The following is a 26006-nucleotide window of genomic DNA, read 5'->3' as shown; positions in this document are numbered from 1 at the left end:
CACCGATCGCAACGCAGCCCCCCACTCACGGAGACAGATATCCGGCCGTCGAGGACCGGTGCCCTGTTCGCCGAGCGCCTCGAAGCGCTCGCCTGTGAGCGCGGTCAGGCCTGAGTGTCACCGATGAGTGCTGGCGCGGTGACCACGGGAGCTGACGCGGTGCCCATGGGCGGCCAATTAACGTTGAAATGTTGGACGTTGAGGGCCGCGCGCGGTAATCTAACGTCAAACATTTCAACGTTGAGGGGTTCTCGTGGAGCGTGACGCCGTCGACCTCATCGTGGAACAGTGGGCACACGTCCGCCCCGACCTCGATGCGTCCCCCGTGAACGTTCTCGGCCGCCTGTCGCGGGTGACCCGCATCGTCGAGCGCGAGTTCCAAGCGCTCTTCAGTGAATTCGGGCTGCAGATGGGCGAATTCGACGTCCTCGGGACTCTCGTCCGCGCCGGTGCGCCCGGCGGCATGACCGCGGGCGAACTGACCCGCCACTCGATGAAGACAGCAGGTGCCATCACCAACCGCCTGGACCGGCTCGTCGCCAAGGGCTACGTCACACGCGACCTCGACCCCGCCAACCGGCGTTCGGTCATCGTCGCCCTCACCCCCGCCGGCCGCGAGCTCATCGACCGCGTCATCGGCGCCCACTTCGACAACTCACGGCGCATCCTCGCCGCCCTCGACCCGCACCAGCAAGGCGACCTCGCAACTACCCTGCGCACTCTGCTGATCAGCCTTGGTGATCAGGCGAAGGACACGAGCGAGGCCACCCCGGCGGGCGACGCTTGAGCCACCCGCCCCCGAGCGGTCTGATCCGCCAGAACACCCCCGTCGCTTCCCTTGGCGCCCCCGCACCTGGCCGCAATCGCACGGCGATGGGGGACTGAACCCACTCTGCGTCCGTGGACGACGCCCTCACCGGCACCAACCGGGACCGGCCCGGACTGGACCAGGACCTCCCGGCGGTCCGCTCGGGCGACACCTTCGCCATCCCCCAGTCGACCGACTCACACGCTCCCTCCCCGACATCATCAGCTGGCCCCGGCAAGCGCGACGCCAACTACCGAGGAGTACTTCGATGCCCACCTTGCGCTGGACCACCCCCAACTCTCCCGAAGGCCACGAAACCGCGCTGATCATGGCGTCGCGATTCGAGGTCCGAAACCTTAAGGACGTGCCGCGGTTCTTCCTCAACTCGCTCGCGGCATGGCGCCAGGTCCGAATAGCCCCAGGCTGCTTCGGAGCCTCGCTCGTCGCCCGGCCCTTCAGACGGACGTTCCAGACACTGTCCGCATGGGAGAGCCGTGAGCAGCTCATGACGTTCGTTCAGGAGGAGCCGCACCGCTCCATCATGAAGGCGATGCGCTCCACGATGAGCGATTCCACATTCGTGTTCTGGGACGCCTCCGTCGCGGATCTCCCGATCAGCTGGGCCGAGGCCGAACGACGACTCGACGAAACGGCGACCACGGAACCTCAGGAGCGCTGACCCCGTGACCTGCCCTGCCGGCAGCCGCGCCCGCTTACCGACCGGACAAAGATCGTCTGGCCACGCCGTTGGAGTTCTCGGGCGCGGCCGGCTCCGCAAGGCGCTGCATGGTGACCGAACCGACCGCCAGGGGACGGGCATCGGGGTGCTGGACCACCCCGCCGGCCAGGCGAGGGCTGCGCGCCCACACACCTGTCCCACACCAATTCGCCGAGGCAGGCCCTGTCTGCCAGAAGCTGGAAGAACACGTCCAGCTGTCGGCGGACGAGACCGCAATGATCATTCGTACACCTGGGGGCTGCAGTAGTGACGACCGACGTGACACCCGAACTGGCCGAGGCGATCCAACGCGGCTACGACCAGCGCGACCGGGCGAACATGGCGCCGACGATCGCCTACTTCCAGGCGCTGCTGGCCGAACACCCTGACCACCCAGTCCTCGTGTACGAGGTGGGTGGCGCCTACGACACCGCAGGTCTGGAAGAGGCCGCCCGCGGCTACTACGAGCGGGCGCTCACCCTCGGCCTCGACGGTGACATCCTGCGCCGGTGCCTGTGCCAGTACTCCAGCACCCTGAGGTGGCTGGGCGAGCTGGACAAGTCGCTCCAGGTTCTCGACCGCGCGCGCAGGGAGTTCCCCGACTCCGACTCCGTACGTGTTTTCCGCGCTCTGACCCTCAACGACGCGCAGCGGTCAGACGAGGCGGTGGCCGAGTTGCTCACCGTCGTCACCGGGCACGCCGAGGCCACCGACCTAGGGCGGTGGGCGGTCGGGCTGAGCGGCCTGGCCCAGTGGCTCGCCGACGGCCGCCCCGCGTAGGAAGCGCCCCCTGCGCAAGGCCGGCGGGATGTTGAGCGGGCGCGAACTTGCCGGCTTCGAAAGGTTCGTGGCGGCCCAGATCCCGCTCCTCATGACGCCAGAGGACAGGAGCGACGCGGATCCACGCAACGACTCCAGCACCAGCGGCTCCGGCGGCGGGAGGCACTATGAAGACAAAGACATAGGGCTGCGAGTGCGACGGCGCCGAGAAAGCATGCGCTGGCCAGGGCGAAGCCGATTTCGACCGTGGCCTCATCGCGCTCGACTTGGCTTCGTCGTCTCGGTGTCATGCCCAAGGGATCGCACGCAGCCCGCTCGAAGGGCAGTCTGCGGGCGAGGCGGGATGGCGTTGGGGTGGGCGGTCTGTCGGGCCCCTCGGGCGTGCTTTGCGAACTGCGGCCGCATGGCGGCTGAGCACGGTCCGGGGCAGGCCGCGCCGCCGGGAACCGTCGCCGGACTGGACATCACCGCCGATGCCACTGGCCTGACGCTGTTCGCGACGGTGCGGCGCGCTGACGAGCCGGAGTGATCCCCGCAGTAGGCTTCGTGTTCGTCGCCGACGCAGCCTCGATCATCAGTCGAGGCCTTCGATGATGCGGAAGTCGCGCTCGACGCCGTCAGCAAGTACGGCCAGTGCCTCCTGGTAGGCCGCACTCGCGCGTGCGGCGACCGCCTGTTCGAAGCTGTCGAACTCGATCAGGATGGTGCGCTCGGCGATTCCGGCATCGTGTGTGACGACCCGGCCGCCGACGGAGAGCAGCCGCCCACCCGCGGCCCTGACGGCTGGACCGGCCAGCTTGTCGTAGGCAGCCACCTTCTCGGGGTCCGCAATGGTGCGGTAGACGCTGACCCAGTAGCCCTTGGCCACGGTACCTCCCGTGTTCGGAAAAGATGATCATAGGCATGCCCGGTGTCCCGTCTCAGATGATCTGGTCCCTGGTGATGCCTGTGCCCTGCAACGACCAGAAGAACTGAGACTCGGTGACGCTGGAAATCTCAGTGGATCTGGTCCCGGACGCACATGTCCGGTGCGGTCTCAGTTGATCTGGGAGGATCCGTTCGCGGCCCCTCAGTCGAGGCAGAACTCGTTGCCCTCGATGTCCTGCATCACGAGGGTCGACTCGTCTACGCCGTCGGCAGCCAGGAGCCGCTCGCGTACCGCGCCGAGCGCGACCAGTCGCGCGCATTCGGCCTCGAGTGTGGCGAGGCGCTCTTCACCCACGAGCCCGGTGCCGACCCGCACATCAAGGTGCAGCCGGTTCTTGACGACCTTGCCTTCGGGAACGCGCTGGAAGTACAGCCGCGGGCCCACACCTGAGGGATCGATGCATGCGAAGTCCGAGCCCTGACGCTCCGTCGGCAGCGCGCGATCGAATTCGTCCCAGGTGGCAAACCCCTCCGGAGGCGGCGGAACGACGTACCCCAACACCTCGCACCAGAATCGAGCGAGGCGCTCAGGTTCCGCGCAGTCGAAGGTGACTTGGAACTTCTTGATCGACATCATCAGGCCACCGTATTGGCGCGTGCTGCTCAGCGAAACCCCAGGGTGTCATCGCGCGCAGGTCAAGCGCCTTGCGTGACATGGGTAATGCCAACGGAGCCAGATCGCCCGAGACGAGCGAGTCGGACCTGATCAGTTGAGACAGGGGCCAATTCGCATGAGACGGGACGCTCAGATCCGTGACTCCTCTACCCCCTTCAGGGAGTGGAGGAGTCACCGAGCAGGAATTCCCCCGGCTGGACGCCCTCGATCCGGAACCCGCACCGCTCGGACAACCGACGCGCCGGGACATTGTGGCCGAGCACCCGCAGCGACATCCGGCGGGCGCCCTGAACCCGGGCGGCCGCACAGGCGGCCTCGACCAAGGTTTTCCCGACGCCGTGGCCGCGAAGGTCGTTGGAGACCTGCAGGCCGCGGATCTGGCGGACGTGCTGGTTACTGGCCGGCGGGGTTGCCGGCACCTGGCGGATGTAGCCGACTGCCTCGCTGGCGAGTTCGGCCACCGGGAAGCCCTCCGCCCGGCACTGCTCGTCGAACACCGCCGCGCCCTCGGTCCGCTGCGGCGCGACCTCGCTCAGCCAGGACCAGCCGGCGCGTTCGAGCGCGGTCAACGCCGGGCCGTCCCACATGCAGGCGGGGCGGACCGGCAGATCGCCATGTGGCATGGCGGCATGCTACGGCCGTCCCAGGGCGGTCATGCGGGGCGCCCGGCTGCGGCTCACGTCGGTGAGTTCTTGCGTGCGCGGAAGGCTGCGGCTTTGACTCGGCTGCGGCAGGCGTTGGAGCAGAAGTGGCGGACAGCGTTACGGGAGTTGTCGACGTAGACGCGGTCGCATTGCGGTGCTGTGCAGACGCCGAGGCGGCCGGCGAGGTTACTGCCGATGGCCAGGGCGAGGGCGGTCGCGCATCCGGCACTCCATCCCAGGGCGAGGGTGTCCTCGCTGCCGTGGAAGTGGACTTGCCAGGGTTCGTCGTCGACGCGGTCGAGTTGGGGGCGGGCTCCAGTGCTGCGGAGCAGGACGTTCACAAGTTCTGCCGCGTCGCCGGTGCGGCCATCGTCGACGGCGTCGAACACCGCCCTCAACTGCTGTGCGGTGTCCACGAGGTAGGCCGCGTGCGCCGTCTCGACTCCTGCACGGTCGGCTGCGAGCGGCAGTGCTTCGTGGACGGCCTGCGGGAGCTGATCATCACGTGGGGCGGTGTAGGGGCGGCCTTGCCGGGAGCCGTCGGTCAGCGCGTTCACGAGAGAGACAGCTGCATCGAGCAGCGTCAGCACGTGACCATCGAACATCACTTGACTGGTCACTCCTTCGGGTCCTAGCGTCCATGCGTCACCAACGATAGTTGTTTCGCCGGTAACGGATGAGGGTGGGGTCCATGCAGGACGGCAAGCGACTGCCGCGTGCGGTACGGCTGCTGATCGTGGCACGGGCGGTCAACCGGCTCGGCGCGTTCTCCCTCTCGTTCCTCACTGTGCTCATCACGACCAGCTTCGGCGCCAGCAGCGCCGTCGCCGGAGGCGTCAGCGCCGCTTTCGGCCTCGCCACGATCCCCTCACGCCTGGCCGGCGGACGCCTGGCCGACCGGATCGGTCGGCGCCGCACGATCGTGCTGGGCCTGACCGGGTGCGCGGTGGCGCAGCTGGGGCTCGCTACAGCCGGCAGCCTGACACTGGTCATCTGCTGCGCCGTTCTGCTCGGCCTGGTCTTCGAGCTCTACGAACCACCGAGCCAGGCCATGATCGCCGACGTGGTGGCGCCCAGCGAACACGTGCACGCCTACGGCCTGTTGAACGCGGCCCTGGCCGCGGCGGGCATGGGCGCCGGACTTGTCGCGGCAGGGCTGGGTCGCTGGGATCTGCGGTGGCTGTTCGTCGTCGATGCCCTCACGTGCCTGCTCTGCGCACTCATCGTGCACCTGGTGCTGCCCGCCGACCACCGCACCACCGTGATGTCCGCACCCCATCAGGCAACTGCCGTCACTCCGTGGCGTGATCGCGGTCTTCTGCTGATGCTCGCCACAGGGACGCTGTTCGCCGTGATCTATCTCCAGATCATGATCACACTGCCGCTCGCCCTGGACCATGAAGGACTCTGGCCGGCCGACGCAGGACTGCTGTTCACCGCCTCCGCACTCACCATCAGCGCAGGCCAACCACTCCTGCGCTTCAGGCGACTCGCCACGCTCTCCACACCAGCCGCCTTCGCCGCCGGGTACGCACTGTTGGGGCTGGGGATGGCCGGGTACGCGCTCGCCCACAACCTTGTCGCCTACCTGGCGGCAACCGTCGTATGGAGCGTGGGCGATCTGCTCCTGGTCGGCAGGGTGTACGCGGTCGTCGCCGGCCTGGCCCCGCCCGGCGGAAAGGGACGCTACCTGGCCGTCTACGGCACCAGCTGGGGCGTCGCGGGAATCGCAGCCCCGGTGATCGGCACACAACTCATCGAACATGCCGGACCAGCTGGACTGTGGAGCACCATTGACGGCGGCCATGAAAAGGTCCCCATAGGCGGCCATTTAAGGCCCCACTGATGGCCACGGGATTCCCCGCGTACGGCCAGTTCTCTCCCCGCTCGCCCCGACAGGTCCTGCTCGGCGACGCTCGAGCGGGTGAAGAACAGCAGGGAGATCATGGAAATCCTTGAGGCTTACGACCTCACGGGGAGTTACCGCGCCGCGGCCGAGTTGGCGGGGTGCGACCACCACACGGTGGCCCGTTATGTGAAGATGCGGGCCGCCGGGCAGAACCCCGCCCAGCACCGCCACCGGACGCGAGCGATCGACGACTATCTGCCGAAGATCGAGGAACTGGTGGTCCGTTCGCAGGGCAAGGTCCGTGCGGATGTGGTCCATAAGCGGATCACCGCGATGGGTTTCGCGGGCGGGGAACGCACCACCCGTCGCACGGTCGCCGAGGCGAAAGCCCAGTTCAGGGCCGGTCGGCGGCGGATCTACCGGCCGTGGGTGACCGAGCCGGGGCTCTGGCTTCAGTATGACTTCGGCGACGGCCCGGTGATCAAGGGCCGCAAGACCACGCTGTTCTGCGCATGGCTGGCCTGGTCCCGTTTTCGGGTGGTCATTCCGATCTGGGACAAGACGCTGCCGACGGTCACCGCGGCTCTGGACGCCACTTTCCGCAGGCTCGGCGGGGTTCCGGCCTACGTTCTGACGGACAACGAGAAGACGGTCACCACCGATCACGTTGCCGGGATCGCGGTCCGCAATCCCGAGATTGTCGAGGTCGCCCGGCACTACGGCACGACGATCAGAACGTGTCTGCCGGCGGACCCGGAAACCAAGGGTGGCTCCGAGTCCACGGTGAAGATCGCGAAGGCCGATCTGGTGCCCCGGGACGTCAATCTGCGCGAGCAATACAAGACGTTCGGAGAGCTGGAAGCCGCCTGCCGGCAGTTCTGCGAAGAGGTCAACTCCCGCACCCACAAAGCGACTCGACGCAAACCGGTCGAGCGGCTCGCGGAGGAACAACAGCGTCTGCATCCGCTGCCGAGGCGGCCGTTCACCGCCGCGTTCGGCACCACCCGCCGGGTGACCTGGGAGTCGACAATCTCGGTCGAAGCGGTCCGCTACTCGGTCCCGCACGACCTGATCGACAGCCGAGTTTGGGCCCGCTTCCACGGCGACGAACTGATCGTCACCGCCGTCGACGAGCACGGCTCGGCCCGCGAGGTTGCCCGGCATCCGCGCGGCCAAGCGGGCTCGCCGGTCCTGGACGACGCCCACTATCCGCCGCGCGAAGACAAGGAAGGCGACCGCACCCCGAAGGCCACCTCCGCCGAGGAGACCGCGTTCCTCCAGCTCGGCCCGGGTGCTGCCAGCTGGCTCATCGAGGCCGGGGCGACCGGGGTTCGCCGGATCAAGGCGAAGATGGCCGAGGCCGTCGCACTCTCAAAGCTCTACTCGATAGCGGACGTTGACCGCGCCCTCGGCACGGCCGCGGTCACTGCCCGCTTCGCGGACAAGGACCTTCTCTCGATCCTCGACTACCAGGCTGTTCACGGCCTGGCCGAGCCGGTCCGCCGCAGCGAAACCCACTCGCTGCAGCCCGGCACCTCCGCCTGGTCCGCCCTCGGCGCCCCCGCACCGAGCACCCCTGATCTTGCCGAGTACGACGAAAGCGACCACCTCTGATGGCCACCCCGATCCGCACCGTTCTCGGCACGAACGGCGACCCGCTCGCCGAGGCCATCGAGCTCACCAAGCGGCTGAAACTCCCGCACATTCGCAGGTCGTTGACCGACATCATCCCCACCGCGAAGGCGCAACGCTGGGATCCCGCCGAGGTCGTGCGCGTCCTTCTCGCCGAGGAAGCCGCCGGTCGCGACCGCGCCAATCTCCACACCCGCCGCAAGCGGGCCGGGTTCCCCACCGGCAAGACCTTCGGCGACTGGCACGAGTCCAAGTCCTCCATACCCAGGCCCACTCAGGACGCCCTGAGAAGCCTGGAATGGGTCGGACGCCGCGAGAACTTCTGCATTTGCGGGCCCTCGGGAACGGGAAAGTCGCACTTCACCGAGGCTCTCGGGCAGACCGCGGTCGAAGCCGGCCTGACCGTCGCCTGGTTCACCATCGAGGACCTGGGGATGCTGGTCCGCCGGCACCGCGCGGACGACTCCATCGCCCGGGCCCTCGCGAAGATCGTCCGCTCAGACCTGATCATCGTCGACGACATCGGCCTGCTGCCCGTCTCCGAGGATGCCGCCGAGGGCTTCTATCGACTGGTGGATGCCGCATATGAGCGTCGCTCGATCGCGGTTTCGAGCAACCTCCACCCGTCTGGATTCGACGAGATCATGCCCAAGACCCTGGCCACCGCGACCGTCGACCGGCTACTTCACCATGCCCACGTCACAGTCACTCAGGGTGACTCGTTCAGGTTCACCGAGGCCACCACCGGAAAGGGAGTGAAGCCCTTCAGCTGACCCACACCCTCCGAGGGCGGGGAGATATCTGGCCGCCGTTGGGGAACTTCTACTGGCCGTCAGTGGGGAGAACTACTGGCCGCCTCTGGGGAGAACTACATGGCCGTTGACACACCATGGCACTCGCCTGCCTCCTGCTGGCAGCGCTGCAGCCCGCCCTGGTCCGGAACACCACACCCCACCACAAGGACGGCCAACTTCAGCCCGCGTCCGTCGAGTTGCAGGGCTGAGGGTGGCGTCCCTGGCGAAGCGGCGCCGGGGGTGCAGCGCCGGGTGCGCCACCGACGCAGGCGACACCACCACCAGCTGCTGACACGCACCCGACACGCAACAGTCCCCGCCTCCCGATTGGGAGCGGGGACATATACGCGGTGAGGTTACGCAATGCTCTTTCTTGTTGTCCTGTCTCAGCGAAGACTGAGCATTCTCATCGGGGTTGAGCGAGGCCTGGAGCCCTCTGGATGGCTGTGAAGGTGGGTTGGGTAAGGCATGACCGGTGCGTGGTGTGGCCCCCCTGGCGGGTGGACCACACCGCTGGCGGCGCCTATTTGGCGTCGTGGAAGGTCCAGGCGCGGTCCCTTTCAAAGAGGGGCGAGAGGGCGAGCTTGGGCGGGAATTCCAGCCTCGGGTCGAGTCCTACCGACAGGTTTTCGGTGGGATGGTCGGCAACGATGACGAAGGCGTCACCGAGGGAGACGACCCGCCACGCGCGGCGGTCGCCCAGGACGAGTTGCGCGAAAATCTGCGGATCCCGGTCAAGGGTGAGGTACTGGCCGGAGGCGTTGTGGCGGAAGGTGTAGAGGTCGTCTTCGGTGTTCTTCACCTCCACCTTGAGGGTGCGGCTCGACTCGGGAAAGAGGATGACCTCACTGTCTCCGAGTTGGGAGAGGAACTGCTCGCCCTTGAGGCTGATGTGGTACATGCCGTCATTCAGGTCTGCCATATCCGGCTCCTTCGCATGTTCCCCGACCGCGGGTGCAGCCACTACAGGGGGAGTCTGCGGCGGGGGTGGGCAAGCCGCCAGAGTCGATCGGGGTACCGGAATGTTTGGCTCGAACCGCTCTCCGCCTGTCGGACGAGGCTCACCTCCCCATCCCAGCGCAGACTGCCAAGGCCAACATCATGCCTACGCACTCAACCTTCGATTCGACAAGGTGCGCTTCGTCAGGCCTCGGTGAGAATCGCTCAAGGTTCGGCGCGACAGAACAGGTGGCCCCGATCCTGCCCCTCCACCTCAGGGGCGGAGACAGCCGTAGCCCGGACTGTGCTTCGGCTACGGCTTTTGCTGGTTGTCCTGCTGATCTTGCTGCTTGATGCCGGCGGCCGTGACGCCTGAGTCGACTGCCGTAGCCGCTGCACCAGCCCCGCCCACGCCCAGACCAGCGGCTGCGACAGCACCGCTGCCGGTCATCATCGCGACGCCCGCGAGGATCAGCGGGATGCCGATGACCGCGCCGATGACCGTGAGGCAGAGAAGGATGCCGACAACGACCAGCGATACGCCGACGATTACACCGATTACGCCCATTGCTGCGGTCATAGCTCCGGCGGCGGTGGTGGTGATACTGGCCGCTATGGTGGCGGCGCCCGTCGCGGTCGTGGCCGTGCCTCGGTTGGTGCCGGCCATGTTCTGACCGGTGCGCGGAGCCCACCCCTGCCTCGGCTCCTGACCGACGGCTGGCGCGTACTGGTGTGAGGGAGTGCGCCAGGGCCGAGGCTGAGAGTTGTCCATGGCGCTTTCTGCTGGTGTGGAGGTGCCGCGGTTGTCTGGCACAAGAGAAATGTAGAGGAAAGGCATACCGCCGTCGTGGGTCGCAAGTCCCCACACCCGCAGGACCTAAGCCCCCTCGGTGAATGGTGCGCTGGCCGAGAAGCAACTGACACCCCATCGGAAAGCTCGAGATCCGGCTACAACCGACGCCCGGCACGAACCTGCGCCCGATCGGCACGGTTCTGCCAGCTGATTTGCGCTCGGACCTTCGACGCGACCAAGAATCGGGGAGGCTGCGGCACTTGATCGGCATCGGCGGATCACCGTGCGCGGTTCGTGCTGCGACGCGACATCGAATACGTTCCGCCGGGCGCTTCAGGGGCCGGCTGTCGGCCAGCCGCAATGCTTGAGGCGCGCGGTCAAGGGGTGAGTCCGGGACTCTCCGCCGGGCACACGCAGACGGCGTGTTCCCCGCTGCCGCATCGTGCGCACGGCGCCGTGTGGCTCTTGGGGGCATATGGCACATGGGCCTGCTCGTAGCGGCACCAGATGCACTCCTCGATTGTGGGCGTTCGTGGTGTCGCCGGGGGGAGTTGGCTCATGTCCTGCAAGGAGAGCGGTCCCGTCCTGGAACGTCGCGTCACCATGAATCCCCCCGGATCTGTCCGCGCCTGGCCGCCGCGTGGTCGGGCCTGTTGTGTGCAGTACGGATAGCATCGTTGCCGCATTTGTACACGTGGGTCCCGCAAGTTGGCTGAAATGGTGCGCAGGACGTCCGAGGGAGAGGTCCTGAGCACGGCGTTCCGGTCGGCACCGCGGGTTCCGGTCTCCTGGCCGCACCAGCTCGGTCATTGCTCTGCGCACAGGGCAACGTCGCGATCAACGCAAGGAAAGGCTTGACCGAAGTTCTTGGGTGCAGGCCCGGTCCTTCAGGGCCGGATTGGTCCATCCTCGGTCCGGAGCGCGTCTCAGCGCCGCTGCACAAGTGGTGCGGCTGTGCAGCCGTCACTGGCAGGGCGCCGAGCCCAGTTGGTGTGTTGCCTATGTCTCTGCCGGGGCCGTCCCGGCCTTGCGGACATGTAGCACGCTGCCGCCCAGGGGGAGTGGTGACTGGTCGACGAGGGTGAGGCCTGCGTCGGCGAAGAGCTTTGCGTAGTGGTCGGCGCGTCGTTCACGGCCGCCGACGTTGCACATCATGTGCAAGTCCCAGGCGGTGGCCAGGGAGTTCGAGCCGTCGTCGGGCAGGAGTCGCTCGATGACGAGGAGATCGGCGTGGTCGGGCATGGCGCGGGCGCAGTGGCGCAAGATCTCGCGGCAGCGGTCGTCGTCCCAGTCGTGCAGGACGCGGGAGAGGATGTAGACGTGGGCGTCTGGGGGTACGTCGGCGAAGTCGCCGGGGTGGAGGACGCATCGTTGTGTGTGGCCTGCCGCGTTGAGCAACGGCCGGGCGGCCTCGATGGTGTGTGGGCGTTCCAGCAGTACCCCGCTCAGGCGGGGGTGTTGGGTGAGGATGCGGCCGAGGAGTTCGCCGTTGCCGCCTGCGATGTCGACCACGGTGGCGCCGAGGGGCCTGGTGGCTGCGTCGATGAGGACGGGGTGTGTGGGGATCGGGTCGAACATGCGGGCGCCGGAGACCATGGACTGGTCGAAGAGTTCGGCCAGTTCGGGGTCGCGGGCGAAGTGGGCGAAGTGGTTCTCGCCGAAGTGGTGTTCGAAGGCCACCTGGCCGGTGCGCACCGTGTGCTCGAGCTTGGCGAAGGATTGGTAGAAGGGGCCTGCGTACATCAGGGCCAGGGCCCGCATGGATCCCGGGGCATGGGTGCGCAGGAGCGCGCCGAGCTCGGTGAGCCGGAAACCGCTCGGGTGCTCGCTCACGGCGCCGAGCATGCTGAGGTAGCGCAGCAGTGTGGCCAGATTCTCTGGTGTGGCACCGATCGTTCGTGCCAAGTCCTCGGCGGAGACGCCTTGGTCCAGACACATGGCATCGGGCACCTGTAGTTGCGCGAAGGCCGCCAGGGCCTGTGTGGTCCAGGCTCCGGTCAGCAGACGCAGGAGCGTTTCGGCCGGCTGGTGGGCTTGGGAGGCGGCGAGGTGGGCGGCCAGGGCGTCCCGGTGGTCACCGGGGGCGTACAGCTCGATGCGCTGGTATTCGGCTGTGCTGTGCGCGGGAGCGGTGAAGTAGAGCACGGTGCCGTGCTCGTGCTGGTTGTATCCGCCTCCATCGGGCATGGCGCCGTAGCGCTGGAATGTTGCGCACAGGCCACGCACCACCAGGGGGTCTGGCTGCAGGACTTGGAAGGCGACGTGTGCCTCGTGCTGGTGAGTGCGCTCGTGGGCGGCGATCGGCTCGAGATCTGATCCGGGTGCAACGGTCAGCGCGAATACCTCGACCATGCGCCGGGTGCCGTCGTGGCCGCTCACCGAGGGGCGCAGGATGCTGAGATCGAGTTCCGCGGGGTGGCGCCGGTGGCGGGCGGCGAGTCGGTCGCGCACGACCACGCTCGGCTGGGGCGGTGCGTCCGTGAGGAGGCCCAAGTCGGCGAGTGTGGCCTGCAGCGTCCTTTCGTCGGATGGGAAGACGAGCAGCGCGGCATGACAGAACCGGCAGCGCTCTGCCAATGCCTTGAGGTCTTGGCCGTTCAGCCCGGGCAGCAGGCGGGAGAGCAGGGTGGTCGTGTCCTGCTGTTTGACGAAGTCGGCTGTCGTGCGCAGGCGTGACAGGTCACTTGTTTCGCTCGTCAATGTGGCGGTCATGGCGGGGGAGTCCTCATTCGGCGGGCATGGAGTGTGCTCATGCGGTGGCAGGGGGGGAGGGGGGAGGGGGAAAGAGTGGTGTGGGGGAGAAGCTGGATCTCACAGGCCCACGTAGTGGGTGGCGAACCAGTCCTGCTGGCTGCGCGAGGTGCGCAGCGAGGACAGGCGGGAGCGCTGCAGGGAGTTGAGGAAGGACGCTTGGCTGTCGTTGCCGGGCGGGCTGTGCAGCAGTCCGATCATCCAGCGTGAGAACTCTTGCGCCCGCCAGATGTGCGTCAGGCACCGTGGTGAGTAGGCATCGAGTCCCTCACCGACTCCGTGCAGAAGGTCATCGGTGAGAGCCTGGGCCAGGATCTCGGCTTCCAGTACGGCGAGATTGGCACCCTTGGCAGCCGAGGGGCTGATCAGGGCGGCCGCGTCCCCTGCAAGGAACAGCGCACCATGGCGCAACGGCTCGATGACGTCGGACTCCAGGTCGACGACGGACCGTTCCAGGATGGCGCCGCGCTGCAGTGGGCCGTACGCCTTGGCCCCCATCCGTAGATCAAGCTCATCCCAGATGCGTTCCTCGGACCAGGATTGGGCGGGGGTGCCGCGATCACACTGCAGGTAATAGCGCGTGATGGTGCTGGTGCGGGCCATGTGCCCGGCAAAGCCCCGGTGGTGTACCGCGTACCCCACTGCGTCGAGACTGGGCGGCGCCTCGGCGAGCAGGCCGAGCCACGACACCTGATGGTCCAAGCGGTGGCGCACTGTTGCGGGCGGCAGGGCTCGCCGGGCTGCCCCGTGCCGGCCGTCGCAACCGGCCACGTAACGGGCCTGCCACCGGCTGCTGCGCCCGTCTGCCTTGCGCGCGGTGACGACGGGCCGGTGACTGTGCGCGTCCAGTACGGCGACCGCCTCAGTGGCGAAGCTGATGCGTCCGCCGGCCTCCTGGTAGTGCGTCAACAAGTCGCAGACCAGGTCCTGTTGGGGGTAGACGGTGTGGGGTTCGCCCTGGCCCAGTGCGCTGTAGGTCAGTTGGAACCGGCCGTCCTGGGTGCGGAACTCGCAGGTGTCGTGCGTTTGCCCCCGCCGGTGCAGCCCCGCCGCCAGGCCGTGGCGTTCCAGGATCCGCACGGTGTGGGCGGCCAGGAATCCGGCGCGTGCCCGCTGCTGGACGTGCGTGCGCTCGGCGCGCTCCAGTACGACACAGTCGATCCCGTTGGCCAGCAAGATGTTGCCGAGCACCAGGCCGGCCGGACCGGCGCCGAGGATGACGACATCCGCGGTGCGGTCATCCCCTTGCTCATTTTGACTGTCTGTCACAGCCCGGATCGTAAGTATCCATAAACCCTTGTTTGCGCCAGAATCACCCTAATGCCTGGCTCGATGCACGTTGAAGGGGCGATGATCACCCATTCAACGTGCGTCGGGGTGCCCCGTGTGCAGGGAACCGACTCTGCTGCCACGGTGGTTGAAGGACGCGTGGTGGATCGCGCAGCCGGTGCCTGCGTCCGCGGGCGCAGGAGGAGTCACGAGCGCCAATCGGCGGCGTCTCACAGTCCGGACTCCAGGATGCGCACCTGGATCGCCGAGCGGGTCTGGCTGACCGTCCGTCAACTGCCCTCATACGCGCCCGATCTCAAGCCCGTCGAGGGCATCTGGGCCCTGCTGTGGCGCGGCTGGCTGAGCAACGTCGCCTTCACCGTTCCCGACCGCCTCGGTCAGATCGTGAGGCGCGGCCGCGCACGATCCAGTACCGCAGCGATATCGTCGACGGCTGCCTCGCCGGCACCGGCCTATCCATCACCCCGGACGACTTCACAAGTTCAAGCTCAGTAACGCTGAGATTGATCTTGAATTCGCGTCGCTGGTGGCGTTGTCGGCGGTTGCCGTTCGGGAGTCTCCCGTGGCGGGCTGTCTGGTGCCCTGGCCTCGGCACTGCGGAGCAGGAGGTGCGAGGCGCGTGCCAGAGCGGTGCCGGTCCAGGAGACCCACAGGAGGAAACCGATGATTCCGATCATGACCAGCACGGGCAGGGCGAGATTGGCGCCGGGCAGCATGGCCAGGACCGGCATGGCCAGGTGGACGACCACGAGCAGCAGGGCGGGGATCCCCCGGGCGCTGAGAATCCGTGGAGCGGGCATCAGCGCGACGCTCAAAGCGATGACCGGGGCGAGCATGGGGTAGAGGAGCACCCCGCACCGAAAGAGCGGGGCCGCGGCGGTGCTGCCGCTGCGCGTGGTGAGGACCACGGCCGTGTTCGCGGCCGCGGAGATGACGAAAACCACCGCTGTCGAGGTGAGGCCGGCCCTGATGGCGGCCGCTCTCGACGCCGGCACGCGGTGGCGCAGCCAGGTGTGGATCCCGGAGGCGAACCACACCAACAGCAGTGCGGAGAGACTCCACGCCGTGGAGCGGGCCAGCAGCGCGGTGGAATGGGCGGCGTAGTAGGCCGTGACGGCGGTGTCCGGGGCGTTCAGGGACGGCGGCAGCTGGGCGTCGAACCCCGCGATGACCACGGCACCCCCGCACACGAGCGGGATCGGTGTCGCGGCCAGGCCCGCCCTGCGGCACTCCACGAGGTCGGATCGGTTCGGCTGGTCCTCGGGTGGGAGGGAGGACGTCATGGCACGCTCCTCTGGATGCAAGGGGGCGTCGAGCTAGGCGGCGTTGAGGAGGGCGACCAGGTCCGCGGCGTCGGTGACGCCTGGTGCCGGACCGTCGACCCGGGTGCCGGGGCGGGCGTTCTGAATGATCATCGGAGTCAGCGTGGGGGTGGCGTTGATCTCGACGAAGTGGTTGACGCCGTAGTTCTCCTGGAGGTCCGTCACCGACTCGACCAGGTCGGCCGGCTTGGTCCAGATGGTGACGGACATCTCGTGCACTGTGTCGGACTCGACGAGGGGCCGGCACACGGTGGTCAAGTAGACGGGGGGCCACACAGCGGGCACTGTGCGGTCCTGTTGCTTGCGGATCGCCCGGCTCGCCGCCGCCGTGAACAGTGGGGTGTGCAGGGGCAGGAGAGCCCCGAGACGATGGCAGGGAACCCCGTTGAGCCGAGCGTGGCGCTCCAGTTTCTCCAGGTCGTCGAAGAGTCCGCAGACGACGGTCTGGCTCACTGTGTTGATCATTCCGATGTGGAGTCCGCCCTCGGACACCTTCCGGCACATGGCCCTGGCCGTCCCCTGGGGCACGCCCAGCGCCAGCATGCCGCCCTCCAACGAGAGTTCCTGGGCCTCCAGGAACCCGGTGATGAGGATGTCGATCGTCTCCGCGAGGGTCATCAGGCCGGTGATGAGGGTCGCGACGTTGAACCCGGCACCGTGCCCCAGCAGGATCGACGGCCGTGACCTGGGGTCGAGTGCGAGGTACAGGGAGTAGGGCACGAGCGTGGCGGAGACCAGGTTGTGGACGTATTCGGTCTCGCGGCTGCGGGCCGGGGCGGGGGTCGTAGAGGTGAGGGGTGGGGACACCGGTTGCTGGCCGAGTCCGGCCAGCAACCGGTCGGCCTCCGTGAGGACGGCCGCCACCGCAGGGGTGGTGCTCGCGAGCGTGCGCAATACCCCTGGCGGATACGGGGTGCTGAAGGGGGGAAACGCGAAGGCCGTCGTGTCAGGCAGGTAGGGCATCTCTTCTCCCGGGAGCGGGCCTCGGTGCGGTTTCCGCGAGGAAAGGGGCCGGGGGCGCGACGGGGTCCCGGGCTGGGACGCCCCACCGCGGATCCTCCGGGTCGGGGTCAGTCGGTCCTCTCCTGGTGCAGCTGCCGCAGGACGGATGCCGTGATGAGGCTGAGGGGCGCGGTCATGACCTCGACGGCGGGGATCGTGCAGCGCGTGTGCTTGCGGATCCGGGCGACGAGCGCCGTGGTGGTCAGGGAGTCCGCGCCGAGCTGGTCGATGCGGCGGTTCGGGTCGATGCGGTCGGGCGTGGTGTGCAGCACCGAGGCCAGCCACGCGGTGGTGGCCTCCTCGAGGATGAGATGCGCCTCCTGCTCGGTGGCGGCGGCCCGCAGCCGCGGCAGCAGGCTCTCGTCGGCGGTGCGGGCGTCGGAAGTGCGGACCAGGACGGACGTGCGCGGGGCTGTGGAGGTGTGCAGCAGGGCGGCGAGCGCGTCCGCGCGGCTCTCGGCGCCGGCGCCGATGACCGTGGTCACCGTGGTGTCCGGGCGCAACAGCAGGGTGTCGAGCCGGGCCAGGGCCTGGGCCGAGGTCATAGGGGAGAACCCATAGTCGCTCATCACCGAGGTGATGCCGGTGCGTTGGACGTATCCGACGTCGGAGATGGCGCCGAGCTGCACGACCGTGGCTGGCAGGCCCTCGCTCCGGCGCCGGTGGGCGAGGTTCTCCAGGGCGAGGCTGGCCGCGCTGTACGCCGCCTGCTTCAGGTTGCCGAGCAGGGTGGCGAAGGAGGAGTACAGGAGGAAGAAGTCGAGGTCGTGCTTGTGCGTGTGGTCGTGGAGGAGCAGGGCTCCGGTCAGTTTGGGGTCGAGGACGGTGTGGAAGCGCTCCGGGGTCAGCCGGACGATCTCGTCGTCGTCGAGGACCATGGCCCCGTGGACGACACCGGCGAGTCGGCGCGGTCCCGCGTCGAGATCGCGGAAGAGCCGGGCGACGCCCTCGGGGCGGGAGACGTCAACGGCCCGCGCGTCCACCGCGACACCGTGGCCGGTCAACGTGGCGACCAGCTCCGCGGCGGCCGGGTTGTGTGCGGTGCCGCGCCGGCTGACGAGCGTGAGGTGACGGGCGCCGCGCCGCGCCAGGTACAGGGCGGTCGCCGCGCCGAACCCGTCCAGGCCCCCGGTGATCAGGTAGGTCGCCTCGGGGTCCATCCGGGCCACCGCGGGCGCGCGCTCCAGCAGCACGCCGTCGTCCAAGGCGATGACGCTCTTGCCCACGGGGTGGCCGTCCAACAGCCGGTCCATGGCCTCCTGGACCCGGTCGGCGGAGTGGACCGTGTGCGGGAGCGGGGGACACTCGCCGCGCTCCAGGGCTTCCTGGAGGTCCCGGACCCGGCGGTCCGCGGCGGGTGAGGGCTCGTGGAACCAGCCGACGACGTCGACGGTGTGGAGGGTGGCGTCGTGCTCCCCGCCCGTGGGGGTCCGCCGGGCGGCTTCGCGCGGGCCGAGGCCGAAGAAGTGGCCGCCGGGAGCCAGCCCGTACTGACCGGCCTGTCCGGGCAGGAAGTCCAGAACGACGTCGACGCCGCGGCCTTCGACCAACTGCCGGACCTGCTCGGGTCCTTCGGGGCCGGCGCAGTCCACGACGTGTTCGGCCCCCGAGAGGCTGAGCAGGCAGCGTTGGGCCGGGGTGGGCGCGGCGGCGATGACGGCGACCCCGGCCTGCCGGGCGGTGTCGACGGCGGCAAGTTCGGCGGCCCCGGTTGCGCCCTGGACCACCACCCGCGCGCCCGGCGCCAGGTCGGTCAGGGTGCCCAGGACGTGACGTGCGCTCAAGTAGGCCGTGGGCAGGGCCGCCGCCGCGGCGAAGCCGAGCCGGCGGGGGATCCGCACCAACTGCTGTGCGCGCAGGGTGACGTGGGAGGCCAGCCAGCCCCCGTCCGCGACGCCGGCGACCCGGTCACCGGGCGCGAGCCCGGTGACGCCCGCTCCGACGGCCGTCACGACGCCGGCGCCCTCGCACCCGAGGTGGGCGCCGCCCAGGCCGGCGGCCCCAGTGGGCATGACGTGGCCCGTGGCGAGCAGGGCGTCCCGCGCGTTGAGCGCGGCCGCCATGACCCGGACGGTTACCCGGCCGGGCCCGGGCGCCGGGACGGCGCTGTCCTGCCACACGACGCGGGGACGGGCACCGGCTTCGCCGTGCGCCACCAGGGCGAATCTCACGTCGTCGCCGTGGACGCGGCTCGGCAAGGTCTCGGGGAGCGTGCGGACCCGCAGGGCGAACCGTCCGTGCGCGGTGATGACGCACTCGTCCTCCGCGTCGGGACGGGTGATCTCGTGGACGACGTGGCGGGCCGTCTCCCGCAGCCGCTCCGGGGCTCCGCAGACGGCACGGATCTTGCGCACGGCGAGATACGGCTGTTCGTTGGCCAGGGTGCGGGCCGCACCCCACAGGGCGGCCCCGCGGTGGCTCATCGCGGCGTCGACGGCGTCCGCGGTGGTGCCCGCGACGAGCCACAGGACGGGGGCGAGGGCGCCCTTGGCCCGGGCGCAGCAGGCGGCCAGCGAGCTCAGCTGGGCGCAGGCGAGCACCGCCTCCGCGGTGGCCTCCGCCGGCTCCGTCGCCGCGGTGTCGTCGATCAGCAGGACGACGTCGACGGGCCCCTCGGCCGGGAGCAGGGCCGTCCAGTCGAGCCCCGGCCCGAGCTCGGCGCGGACCACCTCATGTGCTCCCGTGGCGCCCAGGGCTTCTCGTACGAGGCCGGTGAGGTCGTCGAGGTCGGCGCACGGGGCGGCCGGTCGCGCCGGGGGCGTCACCAGGACGCACGGCCGGACGGCCGGGCGGTCGGCCTCCGGAGCGGGGGCGCCGTGGGAGGAGCGCACGGCGGCGATCACCGAGCCAGGGCTGTCACCGTTCGGTTCGCTCGGCGCGCCCAGGAAGGCCGCGGCGTGCAGTCCGGCCTGCTCCAGGACGGACGTCCACCGGTCGGGGGGCAGCAGCGGACCGGCCGGGCGCAGCTCGGTGTCGAGGGAGTGCCAGAAGGAGTCCAGCAGGCCCACCATGGGCGCGATGTAGGTGTTGCTGTGCAGCTCGACGGCGACCAGCTGGCCGTCCTTCGAGAGGAGTTCGGCCGCGTGCCGCAGCGCCCGGGAGATGTCCTGGCCCGCGTGCAGCGCGTTGCTCGCCACGATGAGGTCCACGGAGCCCGGGAGCAGCCCCTGGGAGACGGGGTCGGTGTCCAGGTCGAAGGTGCGGTGGTCGAGGAAGTCGTAGGCGGCGAAGCGGGTCTCGGCGTCGGGGAAGAATGCGGCGGAGACGTCGGTGAACAGGTAGTGCGTGCGCCCGGCGGGCAGGTGTGGCAGCAGCCGGGCGGTGAAGCTGCCGGTCCCCGCGCCGACCTCGAGGATCCGCAGCGGCCGGTCGGCCGGCCAGGCGGCGGTCGCGGCCCGGACGTACGCCACGGCGACCTCGGCCAGGTGAACGATTACGGGGTCCCGGTCGTAGAGGTCCGCGGCGACCGGGTCGGCCTCCCCGAACAGGACGTCCAGAGGGTCCTTGGTGCCGGCCAGGACGCCTGGCAGGCCGAGGCCGCAGGCCGCGGCGCCCTGCCACACCGGGATGAGCTCGGGGAAGACGGTCCGCGCGGCCCGCAGGGTCTGATCCGGTCGCGGCGGGGCGAGCCGGCGCCAGGCCTGCTCCCCGCACGGCGCCAGCAGCCCCTCCTCGACGGCCGTGCCGAGCATCATCTTCACCAGCGGGGCCAGCTTGGGCTGGACCCCGGCCCGCACGACGTCGTCGAGGGTGAAATCCGCGCCCCCGTCCGGATCCGGGCTCCGGTCGGGCTCGGCGAGGGACGCGTGGTCGAGGAACCCGTCCACCGCGGCGGCCATGAAGTGGGCGCCCAGCTGCCGCAGCGTGCCCGGGTAGTTGCCGTACCGGTGCTGGCCGAAGGCCTCGTCCAGGAGGCCGACGTCTCGGCCGCACTCGTCGCTCACCAGGGCGGGGGCTCGAAGTGGGGAGGGGGTGCCGGGCGGGGAGGTCATCCGGGGGCGGGCCCGCAGGACTTCTGTGTACAGCGCCGGCGCGCCGTGACGGGTGTTCTCGATGCGCCGGGCCCGTGCGTCCCTCAGTTCGAGGAGTACCTGTCCGTCGGTGTCGCAGACCGTGATGTCGCTCAGCAGCCCGGTTTCGGTGAGGGAGGTCAACCGCAGGTGCGCCAGCACGGTGGGGGGCAGCGGGCTCCAGGAGCGGACGCTGCCCATGGCCGCGGGCAGGTAGGGAAGGTAGCCGTCGGCACCCGCTGCGGCGGCGGCCAACGGCAGCATGGCCTGCAGGCAGCCGTCGAGCAGGACGGCGGGGGCCAGGTGGGCGGGGGCCCCGGCCGTCGGGACCTGGAGCCGGATCAGCGCCTCGCGCTCACCGACCGTGATCGCGGTCAGCGGCCGGAACGACGGGCCGTAGGCGAGGGACACCTCGGCGCAGGAGCGGTAGTGGTCGGCGACGTCGACCCGGACGCCCATGCGTGCGGTCAGCGCAGCGAGGTCCAGGGGGGTGGGTCGGGAGCCGGGCAGAGGCCGCCAGTTCCCGGTCACCAGGTGGGCCGCCTCCACGTCGTCCTCGGCGTGGGAGGCGATGACGAACCCGCCGTCGGGATACAGGGTGGTGGTGGTCCGCGGCGTGGCCATCTCGGCGTCCAGGGGCAGGACGAGCGGTTTGAGCAGGGAGGTGCCGAGCAGCTCCACGGGGCCGCCGGTCAGTTGCCCGGCCGCGGAGAGGGCCATGGTGAGGAAGGCCGTGCCAGGCATCAGGACGGCGTCACCGACTCGGTGGTCGGCGAACCACGCCACGTTCTGCTCCCGGCCCCACGTCGGATCCGCCGCCCGCAGGCGCCGCCCGAGCAAAGGGTGCGGCGCGGCGGGCTGCGGGGCCGGGGCCATCTCATGGTCGGTCCACCACTGGGGGCCACCGAGGCGATGGTGCTCGCGCTGCCACGCATAGGCCGGCAGGTCCACGACGCGACCCCCGTGCGGGAGGAAGCGATCCCAGTCGACCTGCCCGCCCGCGGCGAGCACTCGCAGCACGGCGGTGCGCACGGCCTGCGGTCCCGCGCCGATCCTGGTCAGCGTCGGCACCACTTCCGCCGGCTGCGCCCGGTCTGCGGCGATCCGGCGGACGTAACCGGACAGCGCGGGGTGGGGGCCGATCTCCACCAGGACGTCGCAGCCGTGCTCCTCGCCGAGCAGAGCGGTGACCGCCGAGTCGAACCGGACGGGTTCGCGGACGTTGCGCCACCAGTACTCGGCGGTCACCTCGGACGGCTCGGCGGTGCGGCCGCTGACCGTGGAGACCAGCGGGATCACGGGTTTGTCGGCCTGCAGCGGACCCAGCGTGTCCAGGAAGACGTCCCGGGCCGAGTCCATGGCGGGGCTGTGGTACGCGTAGTCCAGACGAAGGAAGCGGAAGCCGACGTCGTCGCGGAGGCAGCGGTCCTCCAGTTGTTCTAGGGCCTCGGCGGCTCCCGAGAGGGTGACGTCACCGTCGGAGTTGACCGCCGCGAGGACCACGCGGTCCCCGGCGCCTGTTTCCACGAGCAGCTCCCGGGCCCGCTCGGCCGGCAGGGCGACGGCCGCCATACGGCCCTTCCCGAACGTGGGCGCCTGGGCGAGGCTGCGGAACGCGATCAGCCGACAGGCCCTTGCCCGGTCCAGCAGCCCGGCGCAGTAGGCGGCCGCGACTTCGCCGACGCTGTGCCCGCACACCGCTCGGGCCACCACACCGCGCTTGCGCAGCATCGCCGTCAACCCGGCCTGCAGGGCGAACAGCATGGGCTGGGCGACCTCGGCCCGCGGCCATCGCTCGGCCCGGTGCTCGGCCATCTCCGCCTCGACGGACCAGCCCAACAGCGGCTCCAGTTCCCGGCTGACGGCCCGGACCTCGGCGGCGAAGTCGGGTTCCTGCTCCAGCAGTTCCGCGCCCATTCCGGGCCATGGCGTGCCGTTGCCGCTGAACACGAACCCCACCCGCCCCCGGCGCATGCTGGAGGCCGACGCCACCTCGTCGCTCGTGCCCTTCTCGACCGCCTCGCGCAGCGCCCGGGCGGCCCGCGCGCTGTTGGTGGCCAGTACGGCCATCCCGAACTCGCGGCGTTCGCGGCGGCGCGACGTGGTGAACGCCACGTCCACCAGGGCGGACCGGTCGAGGCCCTCCAGGTGCGCGGCCATCGCCAGGGCGGACTCGCGCAGGGCCTCCTCGCTCCGGCCGGTGACCACCACCGGCACCGGCAGGTCGCCGCGCCCTGCGTCCGCTCCCTCGGGGGGCGCAGCTTTCCGTTCCGGTGCCACTTCGCGAATCTCCAGCACCACGTGCGCGTTCGCGCCGCCGGCGCCGAACGAGTTGACTCCGGCGATCAACCGGTCGTCGGCGGCCTCCAGCGGGCGCGCCGTCGTGACCGGGTCAAGACCCAGCCCGGCGAAGTCGATCGCGGGGTTCAACGGCAGCGTGTGCAGGGTGGCGGGCACCTGCCGTTCCCGCAGGACCAGCATGGCCTTGAAGATCCCGGCCATCCCGGCTGCGGCCTCCAGGTGCCCCAAGTTGGACTTCACCGACCCCACGGGAAGCATGCGCTTCCCGCGTCGTCGGCCTAGCACCCGGCCCAGCGCCTCGCACTCGACCGGATCCCCTGCGGGAGTTCCCGTCCCGTGGGCCTCCACGTACGACACCTGCTCGGCCCGCACCCCGGCCTCGGCGTATGCGCGCTCCAGCATCGCGGCCTGCGCGTCCACCCCGGGCATGGACATCCCCACCGTCCGCCCGTCCGAGTTGATGACGGACGCCCTGATCACCGCGTGCACCCGGTCGCCGTCGGCCAACGCCCGGCTCAGGGCCTTCAGCAGCACCACCCCCGCTCCCTCGGCCCGGACAAAACCGTCGGCCTTCTCCGAGAACGGGTGGCAGCGTCCGGTCGGGGAGAGCATCGACGCCTGGGAGGAGGTGACGTGTCCGCCCGGCCCGAGTACCAGATTCACCCCGCCGGCCAGAGCCACGTCGCTGCGACCCGAGCGCACCGCCTCCGCCGCCAGGTGCAAGGCCGTCAGTGACGAGGAACAGGCCGTGTCCACCGCGTGGGACGGGCCGCGGAAGTCGAACAGGTACGACAGACGGTTCGCCGCGCTGAACGCGCCCGTCCCGATCGGGCCGAAGGAGTTGAGCACTTTGGGGCGGCGGTTCACCAGTCCCTCGTAGTCATGGACGGTCAACCCCATGACGACCGCCACGTCCGAGCCGGCCAGGGTTCGTGGGTCCACCCCTCCGTCGTCGAACGCCTCGACCGCGCACTCCAGCAGCATCCGCTGCTGGGGATCGATCTGGCCCGCCTCCTTGGGAGAAATTCCAAAGTATGACGCGTCGAATGCCCACACATTCCCGAAGATCCCCGTCGCACTGGAATACGATTTGCCGGACCGCACTCCGCCCCGCTCCACCACGAAATCGTCGACGTCGAACCGGTCGCCGGTGACCGCCGTCACCAGGTCCTCGCCGGCGAGCAGGGATCGCCAGAGCCCGGCCAGTGTCGTAATTCCTCCTGGCAGCCGCAGGCCCACCCCGATAATCGCCACGGAATCGGCTTCGCAGACCTGTCCGTGAGCCGATGCGTCCTTGTTGGGTCGGAGGTCCAGCATGATGAGATCACCGCACTTTCTCGCCTGATGCTTGGCTAAGCGGTCGGTCGTGGGCGGAGCCCGGGCGTCCGGGCACTGCGGGCGGGGTATCCGGACGGGCCGCCGGCCTGGCATGGCGTGTCGAATCGAGGCGGAGCGGGGCGGCGGCCGGTCGCTCGGCAGGCGGGCAGCCCGTGCCTTGGACGGTGGAGCGCTTGCTCGACGAGCGGCCGGTTCATCGCCCAGGCCCGGGCCCGGGCCTTCTGAAGCTCGATGGTGATGTGGCCATAGCCCCGGACCGAAGTAGCGGAAGTTGAGATCCGTGAAGAGGTTGCGGCACGCCTCCAGGCCGCTGGAGCACTCCAGGTGGTTGAGAGGGGAGGCGAGAGCGCCGGGCGTAGGCGCGCACGAGCGCCCGCTGTCGTTCACCACCACGATCACCGGACGGTCCTTGGCCCCGCCGAGATTCTTCAGCGCTTCGAAGGCCGGGCCCTCTGATCAGGGCACCGTCCCCGATCACCGCCACCACGGCCCGGTCATGCGCACCAACCAGTTGGCGTGCCTTGGTCGGACCGTCCGTGCAGGAAAGGGCCGCCGAGGCGCGGGAGTTCTCCACCTGATCCTGCGCGGACTCGGCGCGTGCGGGATGGCCTGACGGGCCGTCGGCCTGGCGCAGGGGGCCGAAATGCTCCCAACGGCCCGTCGGGAGCTTGTGTACATACGCCTGATGCCCCGTAGCGAAGATGAGCGCGTCCGGTAGGGAGTCGAATACTCGGTGCAACACCAACGCCAGCTCCACCACACCTAGAAGCGGGCCCAGATGACCGCCGCTCGCGCACACCGTCTCGACCGGGAAGGCGTGCACCTGATCGGCCGGTACCGGCAACTCCCCCTTGGGGGCGAGCCGTAGATCATCCGGGCAGTTCACCCCGGCCGGCAGGCAACCACGGGGCGGCGATGTGCGTGTCTGTGGCATAACAGCAGCGCCTTACAACTGAGCGGGAGACAGCACTGGCAGGAAGCCCAGTAGAGCTGGATGCAGTGACTGGGATCTGCTCCACCCTGCAACCGATCACCCCAGCTCACGCAAGGTGCAGCCCACCCGCGCATTGATCGGGACATGACCTACGAAGTGCGCCAGGGCGGTCACCGGAGAACAACCGGGCACACCGACACCATCCGTGGGCACCCGCCCGCGTACACACCAACACGCCCCCACAGAAACGACACTGCACACTTCAACCACGCCGCCAGTGCCACCACCGTCGGGGATACCCCGGCTATGGCCGGACAGTTCCGCCCCATCAAAGGCCACCAGCATCGCCTGGCGCGACAACAACGGCCGGGCGCAACGACACCTCTCGTCACCGCCCGCTCCCCACGTCCCTCCCTCCGTCCAGCCGGGAGAGGCAAGGTCGGCCAGAGCGGCGAATGGCCGGAGCCGACGACGGAAGGACGGTGCGCGGCAAGATCCGGCCGGCCCCGGTCTGACTGTCCGGAAAAGCTTGGCGTGAAAGGAAGTTGATCCCTCTCA

At 69.5% G+C, this 26006-nt stretch carries 19 protein-coding genes and 3 pseudogenes; 8 read left to right on the top strand and 14 right to left on the bottom strand.

The genetic code is table 11. From position 1 onward, the window contains the following. Window positions 1–253 precede the first annotated feature (253 nt). From OG430_RS00810 to OG430_RS00800, 3 genes are all read left to right on the top strand, one after another. Window positions 254–787: a MarR family winged helix-turn-helix transcriptional regulator gene (locus OG430_RS00810; protein WP_327350389.1), complete on the top strand. Its 534-nt coding sequence runs from the start codon at window positions 254–256 to the stop codon at window positions 785–787. A 289-nt stretch (window positions 788–1076) separates the two neighbouring features. Beyond that, window positions 1077–1487 carry a DUF3291 domain-containing protein gene (locus OG430_RS00805; RefSeq protein ID WP_327350388.1) on the top strand — a complete coding sequence of 137 codons (411 nt, stop codon included), beginning with the start codon at window positions 1077–1079 and terminating at the stop codon, window positions 1485–1487. A gap of 306 nt (window positions 1488–1793) precedes the next feature. Then, on the top strand, window positions 1794–2306 hold the full coding sequence (locus OG430_RS00800; RefSeq protein ID WP_327350387.1) for a tetratricopeptide repeat protein: 513 nt from the start codon (window positions 1794–1796) through the stop codon (window positions 2304–2306). An 89-nt stretch (window positions 2307–2395) separates the two neighbouring features. Here OG430_RS00800 and OG430_RS00795 read toward each other — a convergent pair whose 3' ends face one another. Continuing rightward, window positions 2396–2596: a DUF6332 family protein gene (locus OG430_RS00795; RefSeq protein ID WP_327350386.1), complete on the bottom strand. Its 201-nt coding sequence runs from the start codon at window positions 2594–2596 to the stop codon at window positions 2396–2398. 113 nt (window positions 2597–2709) lie between these two features. Here OG430_RS00795 and OG430_RS00790 point away from each other — a divergent pair, with 113 nt between their 5' ends. Next, window positions 2710–2835 carry a hypothetical protein gene (locus tag OG430_RS00790; protein ID WP_327350385.1) on the top strand — a complete coding sequence of 42 codons (126 nt, stop codon included), beginning with the start codon at window positions 2710–2712 and terminating at the stop codon, window positions 2833–2835. Between the two features lie 45 nt (window positions 2836–2880). Here the strand turns inward: OG430_RS00790 and OG430_RS00785 are convergent, their stop codons facing one another. From OG430_RS00785 to OG430_RS00770, 4 genes are all read right to left on the bottom strand, one after another. After that, window positions 2881–3174: a DUF1330 domain-containing protein gene (locus OG430_RS00785; RefSeq protein ID WP_327350384.1), complete on the bottom strand. Its 294-nt coding sequence runs from the start codon at window positions 3172–3174 to the stop codon at window positions 2881–2883. Between the two features lie 201 nt (window positions 3175–3375). Continuing rightward, window positions 3376–3810, bottom strand: a complete 435-nt coding sequence (locus tag OG430_RS00780) for a VOC family protein (RefSeq protein WP_327350383.1) — start codon at window positions 3808–3810, stop codon at window positions 3376–3378. A gap of 194 nt (window positions 3811–4004) precedes the next feature. Continuing rightward, complete coding sequence (locus tag OG430_RS00775; RefSeq protein WP_327350382.1) at window positions 4005–4472, bottom strand: GNAT family N-acetyltransferase; 468 nt, start codon at window positions 4470–4472, stop codon at window positions 4005–4007. 53 nt (window positions 4473–4525) lie between these two features. Then, window positions 4526–5098, bottom strand: a complete 573-nt coding sequence (locus OG430_RS00770; RefSeq protein WP_327350381.1) for a CGNR zinc finger domain-containing protein — start codon at window positions 5096–5098, stop codon at window positions 4526–4528. A gap of 86 nt (window positions 5099–5184) precedes the next feature. Here OG430_RS00770 and OG430_RS00765 point away from each other — a divergent pair, with 86 nt between their 5' ends. The 3 genes from OG430_RS00765 (at window position 5185) to istB (ending at window position 8747) form a co-directional block, all read left to right on the top strand. Beyond that, complete coding sequence (locus tag OG430_RS00765; RefSeq protein WP_327350380.1) at window positions 5185–6339, top strand: MFS transporter; 1155 nt, start codon at window positions 5185–5187, stop codon at window positions 6337–6339. Window positions 6340–6417: 78 nt separating this feature from the next. Next, complete coding sequence (gene istA / locus OG430_RS00760) at window positions 6418–7956, top strand: IS21 family transposase (RefSeq protein ID WP_327350379.1); 1539 nt, start codon at window positions 6418–6420, stop codon at window positions 7954–7956. Next, complete coding sequence (gene istB / locus OG430_RS00755) at window positions 7956–8747, top strand: IS21-like element helper ATPase IstB (protein WP_327350378.1); 792 nt, start codon at window positions 7956–7958, stop codon at window positions 8745–8747. The genes istA and istB overlap by 1 nt, the downstream gene beginning before the upstream one ends. Before the next feature lie 544 nt (window positions 8748–9291). Here the strand turns inward: istB and OG430_RS00750 are convergent. The 4 genes from OG430_RS00750 to OG430_RS00735 all read right to left on the bottom strand — a co-directional run bounded on the left by OG430_RS00750 (window position 9292) and on the right by OG430_RS00735 (window position 14520). Then, window positions 9292–9690: a hypothetical protein gene (locus OG430_RS00750; RefSeq protein WP_327350377.1), complete on the bottom strand. Its 399-nt coding sequence runs from the start codon at window positions 9688–9690 to the stop codon at window positions 9292–9294. 330 nt (window positions 9691–10020) lie between these two features. Next, the gene (locus OG430_RS00745) at window positions 10021–10374 is read right to left on the bottom strand and encodes a DUF5362 family protein (RefSeq protein WP_327350376.1); all 354 of its coding nucleotides are present in this window, start codon (window positions 10372–10374) and stop codon (window positions 10021–10023) included. Between the two features lie 1125 nt (window positions 10375–11499). Then, window positions 11500–13212: a methyltransferase gene (locus tag OG430_RS00740; protein ID WP_327350375.1), complete on the bottom strand. Its 1713-nt coding sequence runs from the start codon at window positions 13210–13212 to the stop codon at window positions 11500–11502. Window positions 13213–13311: 99 nt separating this feature from the next. Then, window positions 13312–14520, bottom strand: coding sequence for a 4-hydroxybenzoate 3-monooxygenase (locus OG430_RS00735; protein WP_327350374.1), 1209 nt, complete (start codon window positions 14518–14520; stop codon window positions 13312–13314). A gap of 267 nt (window positions 14521–14787) precedes the next feature. On the opposite strand from OG430_RS00735, the pseudogene OG430_RS00730 reads away from it, so the two are divergent. Then, window positions 14788–15008: pseudogene (locus OG430_RS00730) on the top strand (IS630 family transposase); the annotation flags it as partial. 21 nt (window positions 15009–15029) lie between these two features. Here the strand turns inward: OG430_RS00730 and OG430_RS00725 are convergent. From OG430_RS00725 to OG430_RS00705, 5 genes and pseudogenes are all read right to left on the bottom strand, one after another. Beyond that, the gene (locus OG430_RS00725; RefSeq protein ID WP_327350373.1) at window positions 15030–15824 is read right to left on the bottom strand and encodes a hypothetical protein; all 795 of its coding nucleotides are present in this window, start codon (window positions 15822–15824) and stop codon (window positions 15030–15032) included. A gap of 33 nt (window positions 15825–15857) precedes the next feature. Then, window positions 15858–16826 carry a hypothetical protein gene (locus OG430_RS00720; RefSeq protein WP_327350372.1) on the bottom strand — a complete coding sequence of 323 codons (969 nt, stop codon included), beginning with the start codon at window positions 16824–16826 and terminating at the stop codon, window positions 15858–15860. A gap of 107 nt (window positions 16827–16933) precedes the next feature. Continuing rightward, a complete protein-coding gene (locus tag OG430_RS00715) occupies window positions 16934–24493 on the bottom strand; it encodes a type I polyketide synthase (RefSeq protein ID WP_327358931.1) in 7560 nt (2519 codons plus the stop codon). Between the two features lie 306 nt (window positions 24494–24799). Beyond that, window positions 24800–24955 (bottom strand): annotated as a pseudogene (locus OG430_RS49380) (1-deoxy-D-xylulose-5-phosphate synthase N-terminal domain-containing protein); the annotation flags it as partial. 25 nt (window positions 24956–24980) lie between these two features. Further along, window positions 24981–25448: pseudogene (locus tag OG430_RS00705) on the bottom strand (1-deoxy-D-xylulose-5-phosphate synthase N-terminal domain-containing protein); the annotation flags it as partial. Window positions 25449–26006: the final 558 nt, after the last annotated feature.

It is taken from the genome of Streptomyces sp. NBC_01304 (genome assembly GCF_035975855.1).
Classification (GTDB): domain Bacteria; phylum Actinomycetota; class Actinomycetes; order Streptomycetales; family Streptomycetaceae; genus Streptomyces.
Note: the sequence above shows the minus strand (reverse complement) of the source record. Positions and strands in the feature narration are given on the sequence as shown.